General features: G+C 68.2%; 16 protein-coding genes. 1 reads left to right on the top strand and 15 read right to left on the bottom strand.

Translation table 11 applies throughout. The features are described 5' to 3' along the window. Nucleotides 1-5 precede the first annotated feature (5 nt). Genes AC3WR5_RS27410 through AC3WR5_RS27400 form a run of 3 tightly spaced genes read right to left on the bottom strand, consistent with a single transcriptional unit; the run spans nucleotide 6 to nucleotide 5,948 of the window. Nucleotides 6-1,457 carry an efflux transporter outer membrane subunit gene (locus AC3WR5_RS27410; RefSeq protein ID WP_231012622.1) on the bottom strand — a complete coding sequence of 484 codons (1,452 nt, stop codon included), beginning with the start codon at nucleotides 1,455-1,457 and terminating at the stop codon, nucleotides 6-8. Beyond that, on the bottom strand, nucleotides 1,457-4,642 hold the full coding sequence (locus AC3WR5_RS27405; protein ID WP_141290382.1) for an efflux RND transporter permease subunit: 3,186 nt from the start codon (nucleotides 4,640-4,642) through the stop codon (nucleotides 1,457-1,459). Before AC3WR5_RS27405 ends, AC3WR5_RS27410 begins: the two co-directional genes overlap by 1 nt. Before the next feature lie 16 nt (nucleotides 4,643-4,658). Further along, nucleotides 4,659-5,948: an efflux RND transporter periplasmic adaptor subunit gene (locus AC3WR5_RS27400; protein WP_492488634.1), complete on the bottom strand. Its 1,290-nt coding sequence runs from the start codon at nucleotides 5,946-5,948 to the stop codon at nucleotides 4,659-4,661. A gap of 147 nt (nucleotides 5,949-6,095) precedes the next feature. Between AC3WR5_RS27400 and AC3WR5_RS27395 the strand changes: the two genes are divergently transcribed. After that, entirely contained in the window at nucleotides 6,096-6,800 is a 705-nt protein-coding gene (locus AC3WR5_RS27395; protein WP_492488633.1) for a TetR family transcriptional regulator, read from the top strand. Here AC3WR5_RS27395 and AC3WR5_RS27390 read toward each other — a convergent pair. The 12 genes from AC3WR5_RS27390 to AC3WR5_RS27335 form a co-directional block, all read right to left on the bottom strand. Beyond that, complete coding sequence (locus AC3WR5_RS27390; protein ID WP_141289794.1) at nucleotides 6,727-6,912, bottom strand: hypothetical protein; 186 nt, start codon at nucleotides 6,910-6,912, stop codon at nucleotides 6,727-6,729. The genes AC3WR5_RS27395 and AC3WR5_RS27390 overlap by 74 nt on opposite strands. Before the next feature lie 10 nt (nucleotides 6,913-6,922). Further along, the gene (gene lpxC, locus AC3WR5_RS27385; RefSeq protein ID WP_492488631.1) at nucleotides 6,923-7,858 is read right to left on the bottom strand and encodes a UDP-3-O-acyl-N-acetylglucosamine deacetylase; all 936 of its coding nucleotides are present in this window, start codon (nucleotides 7,856-7,858) and stop codon (nucleotides 6,923-6,925) included. A 55-nt stretch (nucleotides 7,859-7,913) separates the two neighbouring features. Further along, nucleotides 7,914-9,956 carry a sensor histidine kinase gene (locus tag AC3WR5_RS27380; protein WP_492488629.1) on the bottom strand — a complete coding sequence of 681 codons (2,043 nt, stop codon included), beginning with the start codon at nucleotides 9,954-9,956 and terminating at the stop codon, nucleotides 7,914-7,916. After that, nucleotides 9,949-10,596, bottom strand: coding sequence for a response regulator transcription factor (locus AC3WR5_RS27375; protein WP_325655110.1), 648 nt, complete (start codon nucleotides 10,594-10,596; stop codon nucleotides 9,949-9,951). Before AC3WR5_RS27375 ends, AC3WR5_RS27380 begins: the two co-directional genes overlap by 8 nt. Before the next feature lie 271 nt (nucleotides 10,597-10,867). Continuing rightward, complete coding sequence (ftsZ, locus tag AC3WR5_RS27370; protein ID WP_141288465.1) at nucleotides 10,868-12,112, bottom strand: cell division protein FtsZ; 1,245 nt, start codon at nucleotides 12,110-12,112, stop codon at nucleotides 10,868-10,870. Nucleotides 12,113-12,224: 112 nt separating this feature from the next. Beyond that, entirely contained in the window at nucleotides 12,225-13,457 is a 1,233-nt protein-coding gene (gene ftsA / locus AC3WR5_RS27365; protein WP_141288466.1) for a cell division protein FtsA, read from the bottom strand. Between the two features lie 7 nt (nucleotides 13,458-13,464). Further along, nucleotides 13,465-14,277: a cell division protein FtsQ/DivIB gene (locus tag AC3WR5_RS27360; RefSeq protein ID WP_492488627.1), complete on the bottom strand. Its 813-nt coding sequence runs from the start codon at nucleotides 14,275-14,277 to the stop codon at nucleotides 13,465-13,467. Nucleotides 14,278-14,285: 8 nt separating this feature from the next. After that, nucleotides 14,286-15,257: a D-alanine--D-alanine ligase gene (locus tag AC3WR5_RS27355; protein ID WP_141288468.1), complete on the bottom strand. Its 972-nt coding sequence runs from the start codon at nucleotides 15,255-15,257 to the stop codon at nucleotides 14,286-14,288. Then, nucleotides 15,254-16,663, bottom strand: a complete 1,410-nt coding sequence (gene murC / locus AC3WR5_RS27350; protein WP_492488626.1) for a UDP-N-acetylmuramate--L-alanine ligase — start codon at nucleotides 16,661-16,663, stop codon at nucleotides 15,254-15,256. Before murC ends, AC3WR5_RS27355 begins: the two co-directional genes overlap by 4 nt. Further along, nucleotides 16,660-17,760 (bottom strand): undecaprenyldiphospho-muramoylpentapeptide beta-N-acetylglucosaminyltransferase, encoded by a 1,101-nt coding sequence (gene murG, locus AC3WR5_RS27345; protein ID WP_492488624.1) that lies wholly within the window; start codon nucleotides 17,758-17,760, stop codon nucleotides 16,660-16,662. Before murG ends, murC begins: the two co-directional genes overlap by 4 nt. Next, the gene (gene ftsW, locus AC3WR5_RS27340) at nucleotides 17,757-19,025 is read right to left on the bottom strand and encodes a putative lipid II flippase FtsW (protein ID WP_492488622.1); all 1,269 of its coding nucleotides are present in this window, start codon (nucleotides 19,023-19,025) and stop codon (nucleotides 17,757-17,759) included. Before ftsW ends, murG begins: the two co-directional genes overlap by 4 nt. After that, nucleotides 19,022-20,782 carry a Mur ligase family protein gene (locus tag AC3WR5_RS27335; protein WP_492488621.1) on the bottom strand — a complete coding sequence of 587 codons (1,761 nt, stop codon included), beginning with the start codon at nucleotides 20,780-20,782 and terminating at the stop codon, nucleotides 19,022-19,024. Before AC3WR5_RS27335 ends, ftsW begins: the two co-directional genes overlap by 4 nt. Between the last annotated feature and the right edge of the window lies 1 nt (nucleotide 20,783).

The following is a 20,783-nucleotide window of genomic DNA, read 5'->3' as shown; positions in this document are numbered from 1 at the left end:
TGGCTTTACTTCGCGGCCGAAGCCGTCTGCTCGCTGGCCCGCTCCTCGCCACCCAGCGCCTTGTACAGCGCCACGCGGTTCAGTAGCTCGGACAGCCGGTACTGCACCAGCGCCTGCTCGGCCGCGGCGCGTGTGCGCTCGGCGTCCTGCAGTTCCAGCAGGCTGGCAGCGCCGGCGTCCAGCTTCATCCTGGTCAGCCGGGTGCGTTCGCGCTCGGCGTCCAGGAAGAGTTGCTGGGCTTCAACCTGTCGGTGCCATTCGCTCTGGCCGTTCAGCGCGTCGGCAGCTTCCTTGAACGCGGTCTGAACCGCCTTCTCGTACTGCGCCACCGCAATGTCGCGGTTCACCTCGGCAACCTTGACGTTGGCCTGGTTGCGGCCGGCATCGAACAGCGTCAGCGCCGCCTGCGCGGTGAAGGTCCAGGCCTTGGTGGCGCTGTCGAACAGGTTGGACAGTGAGTCGCTGACGCCCCCGAAACTGCCGCTGAGCAGGATCTTCGGGAAGTAGGCGGCACGCGCCGCGCCGATGTTGGCGTTGGCCGAGCGCAGCGCCTGCTCGGCCTGGATCAGGTCCGGCCGGGCCAGCAGCAACTCGGACGACGCGGCGCCCGGCACGTCCGCCAGCCACTCGCCGGTGGCCAGGGTCGCGGTGTTGGCCACGGTCGCGGCGGTGGACAGTGGTGCCGGGCCGGGCAGCAGGTTGGCCGGCAGCGCGGCGCCCACGGCCAGGTTCAGCGCGGTCTCGTCCTGGTTGCGCAGGCGCTGGTACTGGGCCAGCGTGGCCTTGGCCTGGGCGGCCAGCGACTGGGCGGCGCGCAGGTCCAGGTCCGAAGCGGCGCCAACCTGGGCCCGCAGGCTGGTCAGCTTCAGCGTGTCCTCGCGCGATGCCAGGGTCTGGCGTGCCAGCGTGAGCTGCTCTTCGTCGGCAGCCAGCGTGAGCCAGGCACTGATGACCTGCGTGACCAGCGACAGCCGGGCCGCGCGGCCACCGGCTTCGGTAGCCAGCAGCGTCGCGTTGGCGGCGTCGGAGTTGCTGCGGATGCGGCCGAACAGGTCAAGCTCGTAGCTGCTGACGGCCAGGCCGCCGGTCACCGTGGTGGCCTGCACGCCGCTGCTGTTGGGCGCACGCTCGTACTGCAGCGCGCCGCTGACGGTGGGCAGGAAGTCGGCGTCGGTGATGCGCAGCTGGGCGCGGCTGCGCTCGACCTGCAGCATCGCCACGCGCAGGTCTCGGTTGGCGGCCAGCGCGCGCTCGACGACCTGGCGCAGCCGGTCGTCGCGCACCAGGTCATGCCAGGCCGGCAGCGCCAGCGGGGCAGACGGATCCGCCCCGCCGGGCAGCGTGGCCGGCACCGGCAGCGCCGGACGCTGCAGCTCGGGGGTCAGGTTGATGCAGCCGGCCAGCAAGAGGCTCGCGACCAGCGGCAGCGCGGAAAAGGCGAAACGATGGCGGCGCATCAACGGCCCTCCTGCTTGTCGGTGATCGCGGCAACGGCCGCGGGGTCGGCGTGCGAACTCGAGATGACGGCGCCATGGTGGCGCAGTTCATGGCCGCCCTTGAAGATGCGGCGCACGACGACGAAGAACACCGGCACCAGCAGCACAGCGAGCACCGTGGCGGTGATCATGCCGCCGATCACGCCGGTGCCGATGGCACGCTGGCTGGCCGAGCCGGCACCGCTGGCAATCGCCAGTGGCAGCACGCCGAGGATGAAGGCGAACGAGGTCATGATGATCGGACGGAAGCGCAAATGGCAGGCCTCCAGCGTGGCCGCCAGCAGGCTCTTGCCCTCGGCCTGCAGGTCCTTGGCGAACTCGATGATCAGGATCGCGTTTTTCGCCGACAGCCCGATGATGGTGATCAGGCCGACCTTGAAGTACACGTCATTGGGCATGTCGCGCAACCACACACCCGACAGCGAGCCCAGCACGCCCAGCGGCACGACCAGCAGCACGGCCACTGGAATGCTCCAGCTTTCGTACAGCGCCGACAGGCACAGGAAAACCGCCAGCATCGAGAACGCCAGCAGGATGGTGGCCTGCGAACCCGAGAGCTTTTCTTCGCGCGACTGGCCGGTCCACTCGAAGCCGAAGCCGGCCGGCAACTGGCCCGCGAGCTTTTCCATCTCGTCCATCGCCGCACCGGTGGAATAACCCGGTGCCGCGTCACCACTGATCTTCATCGCCGGGTAGCCGTTGTAGCGCACGGTCTGGATCGGGCCGTTGACCCAGCGGGTCGACGTGAACGCGGACAGCGGGACTTGCTGGCCCTTGCTGTTGGGCACGTAGAGCTTGAGCACGTCTTCCGGCGTCATGCGCGCGCTGGCCTCGGCCTGCACCACCACGCGTTGCAGCCGGCCGGCGTTCGGGAAGTCGTTCACATAGCTGGAGCCCAGCGCGGTCGACAGCACGGTGCTGATGCTGTCGAAGGTCACGCCCAGCGCCGCGGCGCGTTCGCGGTCCACGTCAAGCTGCAGCTGCGGCGCGTCTTCCAGGCCGTCTGGCCGCACGCCCGCCAGGATCTTGTTCTGCGAGGCCATGCCCAGCAACTGGTTGCGAGCGTTCAGCAGCGCCGTGTGGCCCTGGCCGGTGCGGTCCTGCAGCCGGAAGCTGAAGCCGGTCGCGGTGCCAAGTTCAGGGATGGCCGGCGGCGACAGCGGGAAGATGAACGCATCACGGATGCCCATCAGCGCACCGAAGGCACGGCCAGCCAGCGCCTGCGCGCTGTGCTCCTTGCCCTTGCGTTCGTCCCAGGGCTTGAGCGGCACGAAAGCCAGCGCAGCGTTCTGGCCGGAACCCGAGAAGCTGAAGCCCAGCACGCCCACGACCTTGTCCACTTCGGGCTGAGACAGGAAGAATCCTTCGACCTGCTTCATCACCGCCTCGGTGCGCGACAGCGCCGCGCCGGGCGGCAGCTGCACGTTGACGATCAGGTAGCCCTGGTCTTCATTGGGCAGGAAGGACGTGGGCAGGCGGGTGTACATCAGGCCCACGGCACCAAGGATCACCGCATAGATGACCAGGAAGCGGCCTGCGCGCGGCAGGATGCGCGCAACCAGCGACTCGTAGTTTTTGGTGGTGCGCTTGAAGCCACGGTTGAACCAGCCGAAGAAGCCCTTCTTCTCGTGGTGGTCGTGCGGCACCGGCTTGAGCAGCGTGGCACACAGCGCTGGCGTCAGGGTCAGCGCCATCGTCGCCGAGAACAGGATGGACGCCACCATCGCCAGCGAGAACTGGCGGTAGATGTTGCCCACCGAGCCACTGAAGAAGGCCATCGGCACGAAGACCGAGACCAGCACCACGGTGATGCCGATGATGGCGCCGGTGATCTGGCCCATGGCTTTGACCGTCGCGTCACGCGGCGACAGGCCTTCCTCGGCCATCAGCCGCTCGACGTTCTCGACGACCACGATCGCATCGTCGACCAGGATGCCGATGGCCAGCACCATGCCGAACAGCGTCAGCACGTTGATCGAGAAGCCCAGCGCCAGCATCACCGCGAAGGTGCCGGTCAGGGCCACCGGCACGACGATGGTCGGAATGATGGTGTAGCGGATGTTCTGCAGGAACACCAGCATCACGATGAACACCAGCACGATGGCTTCGGCCAGCGTCTTGACCACTTCCTCGATCGAGATCTTGACGAACTTCGAGCTGTCGTACGGCACGTCGTAGCTCACGCCTTCGGGCATGAACTTCTGCAGCTCGACCATGCGGGCCTTGATCGCGGTGGCCGTGGCCAGCGCGTTGCCGCCCGGCGACTGCTGGATGCCGACGCCGGTCGCCGTCACGCCATTCAGGCGCGAGGAGCTGGCATAGCTCTGGCCGCCCAGTTCCATGCGCGCCACGTCCTTCAGGCGCACGGTCGAACCGTCGGCGTTGGCGCGCAGCATGATCTGGCCGAACTGCTCGATGGAAGCCAGCTGGCCGTTGACGTTGATGGACGCGAACAGTGTCTGGTCCGCCACGGTCGGCAAGGCGCCGATGCTGCCGGCCGAAACCTGCAGGTTCTGCGCGCGGATCGCGTTGTTGACATCCGCCGCCGACAGGCCGAAGCCGACCAGCTTGGCCGGGTCGATCCACACGCGCATTGCACGCTCGGTGCCGAACAGCTGGGCCTGGCCGACGCCCTGCACCCGCAGCAGCTCGGGCACGATGTTGCGGGCCGCGTAATCGCCCAGCGCCACCGGGTCATAGGCCGGGTTCTTGGACGTCAGCATCACGAACAGCAGGAAGTTCGAGCGCGCCTTGTCGACGCGCACGCCCTGCTGCGTGACCGCGCTGGGCAGACGCGGCGTGGCGCGGCTCAGGCGGTTCTGCACTTCGATCTGGGCAATGGACACGTCCGTGCCCGGCTCGAAGGTGACGGTGATGGTGCCGGCGCCGGTGGCTTCAGCGCTGGACTCCATGTAAATCATGCCCGGCGCGCCATTGAGCTCCTGCTCGATGACGGTCAGCACGCTGTCTTCCAGCACCTGGGCCGAAGCGCCGGGATAGGCGGCCGAAATGACGATGGACGGAGGGGCCACCGTGGGGTACTGGGCGACCGGCAGCCGGGTGATGGCTGCCGCGCCGATGACCACGATGAACAAGGCGAGGACCCACGCGAAGATGGGTCGGTCGATGAAGAAGCGGGAATTCATGCGCTGGGCACTCCGCTCAATGGCTTGCAGCCGAGGCGGCCGGCGCGGCACCGGATGCCGCTGGTGCCGCCGGGGCGCCGGAGGCTGCGCCCGCTGGCGTCCAAGGCACGGGGCTCACGGGTGTCTTGGGGCGGATCTTCTGGAAGCCGTCAACGACGACTTGCTCACCAGCCTTCAGGCCGCTCAGCACCACCCACTGGTTGCCATGCGTGCCGCTCAGCTGCACCGGGCGCGGCTCGGTCTGCTTCTCGGCATTGACCACCAGCACGGTGTCGCCGGCAGTGCCGCGGGTCACCGCCTGCTGCGGCACCAGGATGGCGGCGTCGCTGCGCGCCTGCTCGATGCGGACTTTCACATACAAGCCTGGCAGCAGCTCACCCTTGGGATTGGGCAGCTCGGCGCGCAGCGTGACCTGGCCGGAGGTCGGGTCCACCGTCAGGTCGCTGAACAGCAGCTTGCCCGGCAGCGGATACTCGCTGCCGTCGTCCAGCAGCACCTTGATCTTGGTGCTGCTGCTGGACTGCAGCTTGCCGGCTTCCATCGCCCGCTTCAGGCGCAGCGCCTCGGTGGCCGACTGGGTGAAGTTGACGTAGAGCGAGTCGATCTGCTGCACCGTGGCCAGCAGCGTGGCTTCGGTGGCGCTGACCAGCGCGCCTTCGGTGACCTCGGCGCGGCCGATGCGGCCGGTGATGGGCGAGATCACCGCAGCGTAGTCCACATTCAGCCTGGCCTGCGTCACGCCGGCCTTGGCGGCGGCCACGTCGGCAACGGCCTGCTTCTGCGCTGCCTGCGCAGCAACCCAGTCCTGCTGGCTGATGGCGCGGGCGTCGGCCAGCGGCTTGTAGCGGTCGTAGGTGGCCTGGGCGTTGGCCAGCGCAGCGTCGGCACGGGCCTGCGTTGCGGCAGCGCTGTCCAGCTGGGCGCGGTAAGGCGCGGCATCGATCGCAAACAGGCTCTGGCCAGCCTTGACCACGCTGCCTTCGGTGAACAGCCGCTTCTGCACCACCCCTGTGACTCGCGCACGGACCTGGGCGGTGCGCACCGCCTCCAGCCGACCTGGCAACTCGGTCGCGAGTTCGATCGAGGCCGGCTGCACGGTGATCACACCCACTTGCGGCGGCGGCATCTGGCCGCCGGCATGGGCCGCATCACCGCTTTGACCGCAGGCTGCCAGCGACAGCAGCACCAGCGCAGTGGAGCCCAACGACACCAACGGCCACGCGGCCTGGGGTGCCAAGCGCCAGGCCTTGCTCAGCGTGCACGGAGACGAAACCTCATCGAGAGAAGCGGAGGGCGTGTGGGCCATGAAAGTCCTTCTGGATGAACGCAAGCAAATCCCCTCCACCAGCTGGCAACGCCAATGGAAGGGATTTGTCTGAAATAGAGTGAAACGAGTTTACATACAAACTAGAATGTATGTCCAATCACCGGGTTTATACGGGGTCTTTCAAACATGGTACGGCGCACCAAGGCAGACGCGCAGATCACCCGCAATCAGATCCTGGATGCTGCCGAGCAAGTGTTTCAGGACCGCGGCGTGGCCCGCACCTCCTTGCAGGACGTGGCGGCGGCCGCTGGCGTGACCCGCGGCGCGATCTACTGGCACTTCAAGGACAAGGCCGAGCTCTTCAGCGCGATGATGGAGCGTGTGACCCTGCCCTGGGAAACGCCGCTGGAGATGCCCTGGGCGGTGGCCATGGGCTTGCGCGTCGGCGACACCGTCAGCGAGCTGCGGGGCATGGTCCTGATGCCGCTGCACGCCGTCGTGCATGACGAGCACGGCCGCCGCGTCTTCACGATCGCGATGCACGCCACCGAGTACAACGCCGAGGACATGGCACCGGTGCGCGAGCGCAAGGAAGCCAGCCTCAATGCCTTCCTGGACCGGCTCGAAGCCACCTTGCAACGCGGCATGGCCAAGGGCCAGATCAAGACGCCGCTGGACACCCGCACCATCGCGCTGGGCTTGCTGGCCCTGATGGACGGCCTGCTGCGCCAGTGGACGCGCAACCCGGCGGCGTTTGCGCTGATCGAGGTCGGCGACGCGTCGGTGCAGCAGTTCCTGTCCGGCCTTGCGCTGCCGGCTACAGCAGCACCGTCATCCGCTCCAGCACCAGCACTGCCGCAAAACCCAGCAGCGCCACCAGCGTCCACTTGATGATGAGGATGGACCGCCGACGCCAGATCGGGCGGCCGGTGGCAACGAAGACGGCGAAGCACAACAGGCCAGCGACCAGCAGCAGGCCGACGATCAGACGGAAAAGCAGCATCTTTTCTTGACTACCAGGCTGGAGCAAGCTGGGCAAAGCCTGCCGGCGCCCGGGTTTCGTCCTCGAAGCTGACGTACTCAAACGCCGTCTCGTCGGCCAGCAGTTTGCGCAGCAGCTTGTTGTTCAGCGCATGGCCGCCGCGGAACGAGGTGTAGGCCGCCAGCAGCGGTGCGCCGGCCACGTACAGGTCGCCAATCGCATCCAGGATCTTGTGCTTGGCGAATTCGTCGTCATAGCGCAGGCCGTCGCTGTTCAGCACCCGGTAGTCGTCGATGACGATGGCGTTGTCCATGCTGCCGCCCAGCGTCAGGCCGCGTGCCCGCATGGCCTCCACATCCTTGGTGAAGCCGAAGGTGCGGGCGCGGGCGATTTCCTGCTTGTAGCGGCCCGAGCCCATGTCGAAGCTGACCTGCTGGCCGGTGGCATCCACCGCAGGGTGGCCAAAATCGATCTCGAAGGTCAGCTTGAAGCCGTGGTACGGCTCCAGCCGGGCCCACATCAGCCGCGCGCCCTCGCCTTCGCGGATCTCCACCGCCTTCCTGACCTTCAGGAAGCGCTTGGGCGCGTTCTGCAGTTCGATGCCGGCGCTCTGCAACAGGAACACAAACGCGGCCGAAGAGCCGTCGAGGATGGGCACCTCGTCGGCCGTGATGTCGACATAAAGATTGTCCAGCCCCAGGCCGGCGCAGGCCGACATCAGGTGCTCGATGGTCTGGACCTTGGGCGCGCCCGGATCACCGCCGGGCGAGATGGTCGAGGCCATGCGGGTGTCGCTGACCGAGCTGGGCCGCACGGGGATGTCGACCGGCTGCGGCAGGTCGACCCGGCGAAAGACGATGCCGGTGTTGGGCGCCGCCGGCCTAAGCGTCAGCTCGACCTTCTGGCCGCTGTGCAGCCCGACGCCAACGGCGCGGGTGAGGGACTTCAGGGTGCGTTGCTTGAGCATGGCGACGGGCTTGGCAAGGTGCATCGCGGACTGCGGCGCAGCCCTGGATTGTCCGTCAAGCGGCCAAATCCCGCTGTAAAGGAAGGTGCAGCCTGACACGGGTGCCGCGGCCCGGTGCGCTGTCGATGTGCACCTCGCCGCCCAGCCTGGCGGCGCGCTGGGCCAGGTGGCGCAGGCCACGGCCGCGCGGCGCTTCTTCGGTGTCGAAACCGCAGCCGTCGTCCTCGATCAGCACCTCCACCCTGTCGCCCAGCTGCAGCGTGGCAATGCGGATGTGCTGGGCCCCAGCGTGCTTGAGCACATTGGTCAGCACTTCCTGCACCGCGCGCAGGATCTGCAGCGCATCCGGCGGGTACAGCCAGTTCAGCGGCGGCAGGTCGTCCACCTCCCAGGCCAGCTGCAGCCCGGCCGCTTCCAGCCGGCGGCCCAGGCGGTGGCGCAGCAACGCCAGCAAGGTGATCAGGTCGTGGCCAATCGGCTCCAGCGAGTCGATCACCAGCCGCAGGTCGTCCACGCACTCGCGCAGCAGCAGGGCCACCGCCGGCGCCTCCAGCCGGCCCTGCTCGACCAGCACCAGCGAGGACATCAATGTCGAGCCCAGTCCGTCGTGCATGTCGCGCATCAGGCGCTGGCGCTCCAGCAGCAGCGCCTGCTCGCGCTCGACCGCCCGCAGCTTCTCGTGGTTGGTGCGCAGCTCGGCCTCGCGCGTGGCCAGCTGCTGCTCCAGCATGGTGTTGGCCTGGGCCACCTGGTCCATCGCCATCGAGTAGCGGTGCTGCGCCGCATGCAGGAAGGCCAGGAACATCAGCAGCATCGCAAACGGCAGCAGGTAGACCGATTCCGGCGTGATCGCGCCCGAGACCAGCAGCAGGTCATGCAGGCCGAACACATTCGTCACCCACAGCGCCAGCGTGATCAGCCGGAAGTCCCGCCCACCGTCGTGCCAGGCCAGCCAGCCCATGGTCAGGCCCACGCCCAGCGCCACCACCGCATTGACCAGGTGGACCTGCGACACCGCCCGCAGCGGCGAGCCGGGCATGGCCAGCAAGGTGGCAATGACCACGAAGGCCACCAGCGCGCGCTCCAGGCCACGGTGGCGCCGCCGGTCGAAGCGGATCGCGAACATGTACATCAGCACCATGACCCACGACAGCGATGCGTTGCTCATCCACCAGAACCACTCCAGGCTGGTGTCACTCGTGGGGAACTGCACGTAGTAGTGCAGGTTGCGCAGTGTCCAGGCCACCGAGGTCAGTGCGAACAACAGGTAAGGCCGGTTGCCGCGCCGGCCCAGCCAGTAGATCAACGCCACCAAGCCGAGCGCAAGGAAGGTCAGGCTGGCCACCTGCGGCGCGGCCTGCTGCAACAGCAACCGCAGCTCCAGGCGCCGGGTCAGCAGCTCGCGCGGACCGACGTAGAGCCGGCTGAGCCGGTGCGAGCGCTCCGGCGCCCGCACGATACCCAGCGCCAGCGTCAATCGCGTACCTGGCGCCTGGGCGCCCAGGTCGACCCAGATCGGCCGGTTCCACTGCTCGCGCCAGCCGGCACTGCCGTCCCAACGCAACTGCCAGCGCGGCGCGGCGCTGACGGTCTCGCCGCCCAGCTCGCCGCCATATTGCGCCAGCAGCACCGCGCCACCCGAGACGCGCGGCACATAGAGCACCATCGGCGTGCGCGAGCCGGTGCCGTCCGCAGGCAGGGCCGGCACGACCACCTGCACCCTGTACCACCAGACCGACAGGCTGCCGCCCGCAACCGAATCGCCCAGCGGCGCCTGCTTGAGCGCCGGCAGGCTGGCGGGCTGCCAGCCGGCGGCGTCTGGCGACGGCAGGCTTTGCAGCAGCAACCGCTCGCGCCCTTCGAACTGGGCCTCGGGCAAATCGGCAGGCAGGTCGGCCGGCAAGGCTTCACGGTGAAGCAGCGCCTTGTCCTGCATCGCATCGCGCAGCGGGCCTGGCGACGGCGCGGCGCCCACCGCCATCACCAGCAGCGCCACCGCACCGCCGAGCAAGAGCAGCACCGCGATCATCCCGACCACGGCCCACCAGGCCCGGCGTCGCCCCAAGGCGGGCGGCGCCGGCAGTGCGCTGTCAGTCACGCACCAGGCCCAGCTTGCGGGCCTCGTAGATCGCCTCGGTCTTGGAATGCACCTGCAGCTTGCGATAGCTGCGCTTGACGTAAGTCATCACCGTGTGCCGCGAAACATTCAGCATGCGGGCGATCTCTTCGAAATTGAAGCCCTTGGCGCTGAGTGTCAGCACCTGCCGCTCCTGCGGCGACAGCAAGGCGTCGTCGGCCGCGGTGGGCTGCGGCTCGGGCGCCAGGCGCAGCAGCAGCTGGCGCGCGATCACCGGGCTGATGGGGCTGCCGCCGGCACGCAGCGCGCGGATCTGCTCGACCAGGTCCTCGGCCCGGCTGTCCTTCAGCAGATAGCCGGTCGCCCCGGCTTCCAGCGAGGCCATCACATGCGGTTCGTCGCCGAACACCGTGACGACCATCACATCGGTCTGCGGCAGGTGGTCGTGCGCGAAGCGGATCAACTCGATGCCGCTGCCGCTGGGCAGGCCCAGGTCGACCAGCAACACGTCCGGGCGCACGCTTTGCAGCAGCTGCAGGCCCTGCGGCAGGTCGGCAGCGGTGCCGGCCAGCAGCATGTCAGGCGCCTGGGCCACCATTGCGCTGAACGCGGCGCGGAAGCGTTCATCGTCCTCAACGATCACGACAGTCAATGCAGTCATGGTGCGCAGTGTAGGGACTCGCCGACGGCGTGCCGGTGCCCTGCGCCTTCGTCACTGCTTCAAGGGACAGTTTCCGACCCAGGCCTGTGCAGACCGCACGAAAAACGGGGCGTCCAAGCGCCCCGAAACATCACCGCAACTTCTACAACGACAACACCACCGCGCAGCCGCGGTGTCCCCCTCCGGCAGGGCCAGCGCCGGGCCGCTCCCAAGCGGCCCCGCGACCCTCCCGGAGGGTGGCTCGGCGTACCCTCCGAGCCGGGTGCCCCATTCAATCGGCCTGCTTGCGCAGGAAGGCCGGGATTTCGATTTCGTCCATGCCGTTCGAGCTCAGCGCCTCGACCTTGGCTGCTGCCTGCGTGCGGCCAGTGCGCCAGACGCTGGGCGTGGCCAGGTGGCCGTAGTCGTGCGCCGCGGGCGCGGGCGCTGCACCGTGGCTCATGCCATGCGCCGCACCGGCCATGCCGGCCTGCATCGGCGTGTTCAGCAGCGGCAGGTTGTCGGTCCCGGTGCGCAGCACCGGCTGGGTCTGCACCACCGTCAGCGGCGCCTGCGCGCGGCGGGCCGAGGACAGGCCGGTGGCGATCACCGTGACGCGCAGCTGGTCGCCCAGGCTTTCGTCGTAGGCGGTGCCATAGATGATGTGGGCTTCATCGGCGGCGTAGCGCTTGATCGCGTTCATCGCGTTCTTGCTCTCGGAGAGCTTGAAGTTGTTGCGCGACGCAGCGATCAGCACCAGCACGCCGCGCGCGCCGGACAGGTCGATGCCTTCCAGCAGCGGGCAGGCGACCGCGGCTTCCGCCGCCTTGGTCGCGCGGTCCGGGCCGCTGGCAATGGCGGTGCCCATCATCGCCTTGCCCGGCTCGCTCATCACGGTCTTCACGTCTTCGAAGTCGACGTTGACCAGGCCGGGGATGTGAATGATGTCGCTGATGCCACCGACCGCGTTCTTCAGCACGTCGTTGGCATGCGCGAAGGCCTGGTCCTGCGTGACGTCGTCGCCCAGCACTTCCAGCAGCTTCTCGTTGAGCACCACGATCAGCGAGTCGACGTTGGCTTCCAGCTCGGCCACGCCGGCATCGGCCTGCTTGCAGCGCCGGCCGCCTTCGAAGTCGAAGGGCTTGGTGACCACACCCACCGTCAGGATGCCCATTTCCTTGGCCACACGGGCGATCACCGGCGCCGCGCCGGTGCCGGTGCCGCCGCCCATGCCGGCGGTGATGAACAGCATGTGCGCGCCGGTGATGGCCACGCGGATGCGGTCCTCGGCTTCTTCGGCCGCAGTCTTGCCCACGTCGGGCTTGGAGCCCGCGCCCAGGCCAGTCGAGCCCAGTTGCACCAGCTGCGCCGCGGCGCTGCGGTTCAGCGCCTGGGCGTCGGTGTTGGCGCAGATGAATTCCACGCCTTGCACGCCCTGGGCAATCATGTGCTCGACGGCATTGCCGCCGCCGCCGCCCACGCCGATCACCTTGATCTGCGTGCCCTGGTCAAATTCTTCGATCATCTCGATGGCCATTGGAACCTCCTTCGTCGTCGCGTTGCAGTTGCCGTTATCTGAAAAAACCTGAATTCACTCAATCACTTCTGGCGAGGCTTCAAGCGAGCCTCTTGATCCGGGACCCACATCCCTAGAAGTTGCCCAGGAACCAGTCCCGGGCTTTCCCAAACATTGTCTTGACGGACCCCGCCTGCTGCGCAGCCTTGTGGCCGCGGGTGTGGGCGAGGCGTGCTTCTTCGAGCAAACCCATCACGGTGGCCGAACGCGGGTTGGCCACCATGTCGAACAGCGCACCGGAGTAGGTCGGCAGGCCCTTGCGGACCGGCTTGAGGAAGATGTCCTCCCCCAGCTCGACCATGCCCGGCATCACCGCCGTGCCGCCGGTGATCACGATGCCCGACGAGAGCAGCTCCTCGTAGCCGGACTCTCGGATCACCTGGTGCACCAGCGAAAAAATCTCCTCGACCCGCGGTTCGATCACGCCGGCCAGCGCCTGGCGCGACAGCATGCGCGGCACGCGGTCGCCCAGGCCCGGCACTTCGAGCTGCTCGCTCGGGTCGGCCAGCAGCTGCTTGGCCACGCCGTATTCGACCTTGATCTCTTCCGCATCCTTGGTGGGCGTGCGCAGCGCCATCGCGATGTCGCTGGTGATCAGGTCACCGGCAATCGGGATCACCGCGGTGTGGCGGATCGAGCCCCCGGTGTAGATCGCCACGTCGGTCGTGCCGGCGCCGATGTCGACCACCGCCACGCCCAGGTCCATCTCGTCTTCGGTCAGCACCGCAGCCGCAGAGGCCGTCGGGCTCAAGGCCAGCTGCTCGACTTCCAGGCCGCAGCGGCGCACGCACTTCAGGATGTTCTCGGCCGCGCTCTGGGCGCCGGTCGCGATGTGCACCTTGACTTCGAGCCGGCTGCCGCTCATGCCGATGGGCTCCTTGACCTCGTGCCCGTCGATCACGAACTCCTGCGACTCGACCAGCAGCAGGCGCTGGTCGTTCGGGATGTTGATCGCCTTGGCGGTCTCGATCACGCGCGCCACGTCGGTCGGCGTGACCTCGCGGTTGTCGCGCACGATGACCATGCCGGTCGAGTTCTGGCCGCGGATGTGGCTGCCTGTGATGCCGGTGTAGACGCGCTCGATCTTGCAGGCGGCCATCATCTCGGCTTCCTTCAGTGCCTGCTGAATGCTTTGCACCGTGGCGTCGATGTTGACCACCACGCCGCGCTTCAAGCCGTGTGACGCCGCCACCCCCAGGCCGGCCACACGCAGCTCGCCACCGGGCAGGACCTCGGCCACCACCGCCATCACTTTGGCGGTGCCGATGTCCAGCCCGACGACGAGATCCTTGTATTCCTTGGCCATGCCTTCCTCAGTTGGTGCGCGTGCCGGTGTCGGCCGCTGTGTTCAGTCGCAACGCATAGCCGTCGGCGTGGCGCAGGTCGGCGTGGTTCCAGGCCCGGTGCTGGCGCGTGGCCACTTGCGAGACGGTGCGCACGAAGCGCTCGCAGCGCGCGATCACCTCGTCTTCCGAGCCGCGGCCCACCTCGACCACGCCGCCGTTGTCCAGCTCAACCTCCCAGGAGCCGCGGTCCGACAGCGCCAGCCGCACGGGGCTCAGGTCCATCGGCCGGAACACCGCGGTGAGCCGCCGGTACATCGCCAGCATTGCAGGCGCCTGGCCTTCGTTGCCATCGAACTCCGGCAGCCGCTCGTCGTCCACATCGCCCACGTTGGCGTCGAAGATCTCGCCATGGGAATTCACCAATCGGTCATTGCCCTCGTCGCCCAGCCACACCGCCACCGGCTTGTGCTCTTCCAGCCGCACCAGCAGCCGGTTCGGCCAGACCTTGTGCACCACCGCATGCCGCACCCAGGGCACGGCCTCGAAGGCCTGGCGCGCGGCCTGCAGGTCCATCGTGAAAAAACTGCCAGCCAACCGCGGCGCGGCGTTGGCGCGGATGGTCGCGACGCTGTTGCGCGTCACGTCGCCTTCGAGGCGGATGCCGCGTATCGTGAAATATGGCTGGCGCGCGATCCAGCCGGCCGCCGCACCCGCGGCCACCACCACCGCCAGCAGCACCACGGCGGCAGTGGTCGAGTTCATGACCCGCACGTCCAGCGGCAACTCGGCGCGCAGCGGGCTGCGAGCAAAGCGGGCGGTGAAGTTGGCGGCGGCGTTCATGGCAGCGTTCAGGCCTTGGCGGGCGGGTTGTCCAAGCTGGCACCGGCCAGCAGGTGCACACACAGTTGCTCGTAGCTCATGCCGGCAGCCTGGGCCGAGCGCGGCACCAGCGAATGGCCGGTCATGCCCGGGGAGGTGTTCATCTCCAGCAGGAAGGGCTGGCGGTCGCTGGCGCGGATCATCAGGTCCGCGCGACCCCAGCCGCGGCAGCCCAGCAGGCGATAGGCCTCGACGACGATGCGCTGGATCTCGCGTTCCTCGGCCTCGGGCAGGCCGCTGGGGCAGTGGTACTGCGTCTCGTCGGAGTGGTACTTGTGCTCGAAGTCGTACTTGCCGTCGGGGGCCTGGATGCGGATCACCGGCAGCGCGACGGCGGCGTCACCTTCTCCCAGCACCGGGCAGGTGACTTCGTCGCCTTCGATGAATTCTTCGCACAGCACGTCAGGGTCGAATTGTGCGGCGAAGGCCACCGCTTCATGCATCCCTGAATACCCCGGCACCTTGGTCACGCCAAAAGAGGAACCTTCTCTTGCCGGCTTGACGATCAGCGGCAGGCCCAGCGTGTCCGGCACCTCGCGCGTGACCTCGCGGCCATGCTCGCCGCGGCGCAGGCGGCGGAACTTCGGCGTGGGCAAGCCCTCGGCGATCCACACGCGCTTGGTCATGACCTTGTCCATCGCCACCGCCGAGGCCATCACGCCGGAGCCGGTGTAGGGAATGCCCAGCAATTCGAGCGCGCCCTGCACCGAGCCGTCTTCGCCGTGTCGGCCATGCAGCGCGATGAAGCAACGCGCAAAGCCTTCGGTCTTCAGTTCATGCAGGCCGCGCTCGGACGGGTCGAAGGCATGTGCGTCCACGCCCTGCGACAGCAGTGCCTTCAGCACGCCTTCGCCCGACATCAGCGACACCGGCCGCTCGGCGGAATCCCCGCCCATCAGCACCGCAACCTTGCCGAAGCTCTTCACGTCAATGGCGGTCATGCCGCGCCTCCGCTCAACTCGACAACCTTCGCCGGCACTGCGCCAATCGAGCCTGCGCCCATCGCGATCACGACATCACCATCGCGTGCAAAGGCCCGGATCTCTTCCGGCAGCAGCGCCACCTCGTCGACAAACACCGGGTCGACCTTGCCGGCCACACGCAGGGCGCGTGCCAGCGAACGGCCGTCTGCCGCGACGATGGGCGATTCACCGGCTGCATAGACCTCGGTCAGCAGCACCGCGTCGGCCTGGCCCATGACCTTGACGAAGTCCTCGAAGCAGTCCCGCGTGCGGGTGTAGCGGTGCGGCTGGAAGGCCAGCACCAGGCGCTGGCCCGGGAAGGCACCGCGGGCCGCGGCAAGCACCGCGGCCATCTCGACCGGGTGGTGGCCGTAGTCGTCGATCAGCGTGAACGCGCCACCTCCGTTCGCCGGCAGCTCGCCATAACGCTGGAAGCGGCGGCCCACGCCGGTGAAGCCGGCCAGCGCGGCGACGATGGGCTCGTCGCGCAGCTCCAGCTCGGTCGCCACCGCGATCGCAGCCAGCGCGTTGCGCACGTTGTGCTCGCCCGGCAGGTTCAGCGTGATGTCCAGGTCCGGCATCACGCTGCCATTGCGCCGCTGGCAGGTGAAGCGCATCTGGCCGCCGCGCAGCGCCTGCACGTTGACCGCACGCACCTGCACGTCTTCGCCCATGCCGTAGGTGATGACCGGGCGCGAGATCATCGGGATGATGCTTCTCACGCCAGGGTCGTCGCCGCACAGGATGGCCGCACCGTAGAACGGCATGCGATGCACGAAGTCGACAAACGCGCCCTTCAGCTTCGCGAAGTCGTGGCCGTAGGTGTCCATGTGGTCGGCGTCGATGTTGGTGACGACGGACAGGATGGGCATCAGGTTCAGGAACGAAGCGTCCGACTCATCGGCTTCGACGACGATGAAATCACCCGAGCCCAGTCGCGAGTTGGCGCCTGCCGAGTTGAGCTTGCCTCCGATCACGAAGGTCGGGTCCACACCGGCCTCGGCCAGCACGCAGGTCACCAGCGAAGTGGTCGTCGTCTTGCCGTGCGTGCCGGCAATCGCAATGCCCTTCTTCAGCCGCATCAGCTCGGCCAGCATCACCGCACGCGGGACCACCGGCACGCGGTGCGACCGGGCGGCGATCACCTCCGGGTTGTCGCCATGCACCGCGGTGGACGTGACGACTGCACCGGCACCGGCGATGTGCGCCGCGTCATGCCCGATGAAGATCTGGATGCCCAGCTCGCCCAGCCGCCGCGTGGTCGCGCTGTCGGCCTGGTCCGAGCCGGAGACCTTGTAGCCCAGGTTGTGCAGGATCTCGGCAATGCCGCTCATGCCGGCGCCGCCGACGCCGACAAAGTGAATGTGCTTGACCGCGTGTTTCATGGCTTGATCAGCCTTTCAATCTCATCGGCGACCTTGCCGGCCGCGCCGTGACGCGCCAGCATGCGGGCCTTTTGGGCCATGGCAAGCAGCGTGTCTCGATTCAGTTGCTGCAGCAGTTGGGCCAGTTGCTGCGGATTCATCTCGGCCTGCGGCAGGTGCAGCGTGGCGCCACGTTCCGCCATCCAGGCCGCGTTGTCGCGCTGGTGCGAGGTGGTCGACACGACCAGCGGCACCAGCACGCTGGCCACACCGGCCGCGCAGAGTTCGCTGACGGTGATCGCGCCGGCGCGGCAGACGATCAGGTCGCAGTCGGCCAGGCGCTGGTCCATGTTGTCGATGAAAGGCAGCACCTCGGCCTGCAGGCCCAGCGTGGCGTACCGGCTGCGCACGTCATCGAGGTTGCTCACGCCGGTCTGGTGGGTGACCTGCGGTCGCAACTCGGTGGGCATCTGCGACAGCGCCGCCGGCACGGTTTCGTTCAGCACGCGGGCGCCCAGGCTGCCGCCGACCACCAGCACGCGCAGCGGGCCTTCGCGGCCGGCAAAACGCTGTTCGGGCGGCGGCATCGCCTCGATCTCGGCGCGCACCGGATTGCCGGTCACCAGCGAGCGCTTGACCTTGTCGGCCGCCGGGCCGTCGAAGCCGAAGGCCACCTTGTCGGCCACCGGCAGCAAGGCCTTGTTGCTCATCAGCAGCGCGGCGTCGGCATTCACCAGCACCAGCGGCTTGCCCAGCGCCGCCGCCATCAGCCCGCCGGGGAAACAGACATAGCCGCCCATGCCCAGCACCGCGTCGGCATGCCGGCGGCGCAGGATGCGCGCGCTGTCCCAGAAGGCCTTCAGCAGGCGCAGGCCGCCGGTCATCGTGTGCAGCAGGCCTTTGCCGCGCAGGCCGGAAAACGACAGCCGGTCCATCGGAATGCCGGTGGCCGGCACCAACCTGTTTTCCATGCCGCCCTCGGTGCCCAGCCAACTGACCGACCAGCCGCGGGTCATCATCTCGCGCGCCACGGCCAGGCCGGGAATCACATGCCCGCCGGTCCCCGCGGCCATGATGACCAGGTGACGCGTGGAAGCCATCGAGGTGGTCCCGGTCATGCGCGGCCTCCTCGCATGAGCTGCCTGTTTTCCAGATCGGCTCGCAGCACGATGGCCAGCGCCACCAGGTTCAGCAGCACGCCCGAGCCGCCATAGCTCAGCAGCGGCAGCGTCAGCCCCTTGGTCGGCAGCACGCCCAGGTTCACACCCATGTTGATGAAGGCCTGGCCACCAAACCAGATGCCGATGCCTTGCGTCATCAGCCCGGCAAAAACCCGATCCAGCGCGATGGCCTGGCGGCCGATCACGAAGATGCGGCGGGTCAGCCAGAAGAAGGCCAGGATCACCGCGAGCACGGCGATGAAGCCCAGCTCCTCGCCGATCACCGCGAGCAGGAAGTCGGTATGCGCCTCGGGCAGGTAGTGCAGCTTCTCGATCGACGCGCCCAGGCCCTGGCCGAACACGCCGCCGCGGCCAAAGGCGATCAAGGAGTGCGTCAGCTGGTAGGCCTTGCCCTGGGCATAGTCCGGGTTCCAAGGGTCCAGATAGGCAAAGATGCGCTGGCGGCGGAACTCGCTGAAGACGATCATCAGCACAAACGCACCGACCAGCACCGCCACACTGAGGAAGAACATGCGGCCATTCACGCCGCCCAGGAACAGGATGCCCAGCGCGACCGCGGCGATGACCATGAAGGCGCCCATGTCCGGCTCGGCCAGCAGCAGCACGCCCACGACGCCCAGCGAGACCGCCATCGGCCAGACCGCCTTGACGAAGTTCTCCTTCACGTCCATCTTGCGCACCATGTAGCTCGCGGCGTACATGGCCATTGCCAGCTTGGCCAGTTCGCTGGGCTGGAAGTTCATCACGCCCAGCGGAATCCAGCGCCGCGCGCCGTTCACGCCCTTGCCGATGAAAGGCACCAGCACGACGATCAGCATTGCCAGCGTGGCGGCGAACAGCCACGGCGCCCACTTTTCCCAGACGGCGATCGGGATCTGCAGCGTGACCAGCGCGGCCACGAAGGACACGCCGATGAACATTGCCTGCCGGCTCAGGAAGAAGGTCGGCACGTAGCGCGAGAAGCGCGGGTTGTCCGGCATTGCAACCGAGGCCGAATAAACCATCACCAGGCCCAGCGCCAAGAGCAGCGCGGTGACCCAGATCAGCCCGGTGTCGTAGCCCGAGAGTTGCACCGGCTTGGCCGACACGCCGCCGATCCAGTCGCGGATGGGCAAACGCTCGCCACCGGCGCGGCCCAGCAGTGCTCCGGCGCGTTCACGCAGGCCGGCGAAGGGTTGACGGAGTGCGTCAGCGAAGCTCACGTCAGGATCTCCCCGCGCTCGGCCGCCAGGTCCTGCACTGCCGAGATGAAGACCTCGGCGCGGTGGGCGTAGTTGCGGAACATGTCCAGGCTGGCGCAGGCCGGGCTGAGCAGCACGGCATCACCGGCCTGGGCCTGCTCGAAGCACCAGCGCGTGGCGGCTTCCAGCGTGGCGTGGCGTTGCAGCGGCACGCCGCTGTCGGCCAGCACGGCTTCGATGGCGCCGGCATCGCGGCCGATGGTGGCGACCGCCCGGGCGTGGCGCGCCACCGGTGCGGCCAGCGGCGAAAAGTCCTGGCCCTTGCCGTCGCCACCGAGGATGACGACCAGCTTGCCGCCGCAGTCCTGCCCCAGGCCATCCAGCGCAGCCACGGTGGCGCCGACATTGGTGCCCTTGCTGTCGTCGAAAGCCTCGACGCCGCCGATCTGCCCGATCATCTCGACCCGGTGCGGCTCGCCGCGGTATTCGCGCAGTGCATGCAGCATCGGCGCCAGCGGCAGGCCAATGGCGGTGCACAGCGCCAGCGCGGCCAGCGCGTTGGCAGCGTTGTGCCGACCACGGATGCGCAGCGCGTCGGCCGGCATCAGGCGCTGCAGCAGCAGTTCTTCCTCGTCGTCGCCCTTGCGCTTCTTGATGGTCTCGTCGGCGGGCATCGCGCGGACCAGCCAGTCCATGCCGCCGCCGGTGACCAGGCCGAAGTCGCCGGGCTTTTGAGGTGCGTCCAACCCGAAGCGGCAGACCGGCCGGCCCACCAGCTTCTTCGGCTTGCCGCGGCCACCGGCCACGACCACGGCCGCCGGCACCATGGCCTCGACCAGGGTGTCGTCGCGGTTGATGACCATCAGCGCGTGCTGGCCGAAGATGCGGGCCTTGGCCGCGGCATAGGCAGCCATCGTGCCGTGCCAGTCCAGGTGGTCCTGCGTGACGTTCAGCACGGTCGCGGCATTGGGCTCGAAGCCTTGCACGCCATCGAGCTGGAAGCTGGACAGCTCCAGCACCCACACGTCGGGCAGGTGCTCGAACACCGGCATCTTGGGCGGCGGTGGGGCCAGCACGACCGGCGGTGCCAGCGCATCTTCGTCGTCGAGCGGCAGTGCTTCGGGTTCGGCCTCGGCTTCCACCTCCGCCGGTTCCGCGGACTCGTCCAGCGGCTCGGCTTCGGCAGCTGCGTTCGGCTCCTCGGCCGGCTCGGCCAGCACCGCTTCATCGGCCTCAGCAGACGGCGGCGGCTCCAGGTCCAGCGCGGCAGACAGCGTGTCCAGCATCGTCGGGCCGATGTTGCCGGCCAGGCCCACGCGCTTGCCGCAGCGCTCCACCAGCATCGAGGTCAGCGCGGTGGTCGTCGTCTTGCCGTTGGTGCCGGTGATGGCGAGCACCTTGGGCGCGTAGCCGCGGTCGGCCTTCAGGTCGGCCAGCGCACGGGCGAACAAGTCCAGTTCGTTCTGCTGCGCCAGGCCCTTGGCACGCGCGGCGGCCAGCAGCGGCGCAATGCGCGTGTCGGCAGGCGCAAGGCCGGGGCTCTTCAGCACCAGTTGCACGTCGGACAGCGAGCCAGTCGCCAGGTCGGCGTCCAGCGCGCCGGAAAAACGCTCGGCGGCAGGCACATCCGTCAACAAAGCAGTGGCCTGCGGCGGCGCTTCGCGCGAGTCCCAGACGCGGATGCGCGCGGCACCGTGCCGCGCGCACCAGCGCGCCATCGCCAGGCCGGAGTCACCGAGCCCGAGGATGAGGATGGACAGGTCGCGCAGCTGATTCATG

Source organism: Ideonella sp. FW305-24 (assembly GCF_058788035.1).
This window is presented reverse-complemented; position numbering and strand designations above follow the sequence as displayed.

Coding starts and splice junctions, on each gene's coding strand:
- AC3WR5_RS27410 (WP_231012622.1), bottom strand. CDS start 1,457: ATGCGCCGCCATCGTTTCGCCTTTTCCGCGCTGCCGCTGGTCGCGAGC.
- AC3WR5_RS27405 (WP_141290382.1), bottom strand. CDS start 4,642: ATGAATTCCCGCTTCTTCATCGACCGACCCATCTTCGCGTGGGTCCTC.
- AC3WR5_RS27400 (WP_492488634.1), bottom strand. CDS start 5,948: ATGGCCCACACGCCCTCCGCTTCTCTCGATGAGGTTTCGTCTCCGTGC.
- AC3WR5_RS27395 (WP_492488633.1), top strand. CDS start 6,096: ATGGTACGGCGCACCAAGGCAGACGCGCAGATCACCCGCAATCAGATC.
- AC3WR5_RS27390 (WP_141289794.1), bottom strand. CDS start 6,912: ATGCTGCTTTTCCGTCTGATCGTCGGCCTGCTGCTGGTCGCTGGCCTG.
- lpxC (WP_492488631.1), bottom strand. CDS start 7,858: ATGCTCAAGCAACGCACCCTGAAGTCCCTCACCCGCGCCGTTGGCGTC.
- AC3WR5_RS27375 (WP_325655110.1), bottom strand. CDS start 10,596: ATGACTGCATTGACTGTCGTGATCGTTGAGGACGATGAACGCTTCCGC.
- ftsZ (WP_141288465.1), bottom strand. CDS start 12,112: ATGGCCATCGAGATGATCGAAGAATTTGACCAGGGCACGCAGATCAAG.
- ftsA (WP_141288466.1), bottom strand. CDS start 13,457: ATGGCCAAGGAATACAAGGATCTCGTCGTCGGGCTGGACATCGGCACC.
- AC3WR5_RS27360 (WP_492488627.1), bottom strand. CDS start 14,277: ATGAACGCCGCCGCCAACTTCACCGCCCGCTTTGCTCGCAGCCCGCTG.
- AC3WR5_RS27355 (WP_141288468.1), bottom strand. CDS start 15,257: ATGACCGCCATTGACGTGAAGAGCTTCGGCAAGGTTGCGGTGCTGATG.
- murC (WP_492488626.1), bottom strand. CDS start 16,663: ATGAAACACGCGGTCAAGCACATTCACTTTGTCGGCGTCGGCGGCGCC.
- murG (WP_492488624.1), bottom strand. CDS start 17,760: ATGACCGGGACCACCTCGATGGCTTCCACGCGTCACCTGGTCATCATG.
- AC3WR5_RS27335 (WP_492488621.1), bottom strand. CDS start 20,782: ATGAATCAGCTGCGCGACCTGTCCATCCTCATCCTCGGGCTCGGTGAC.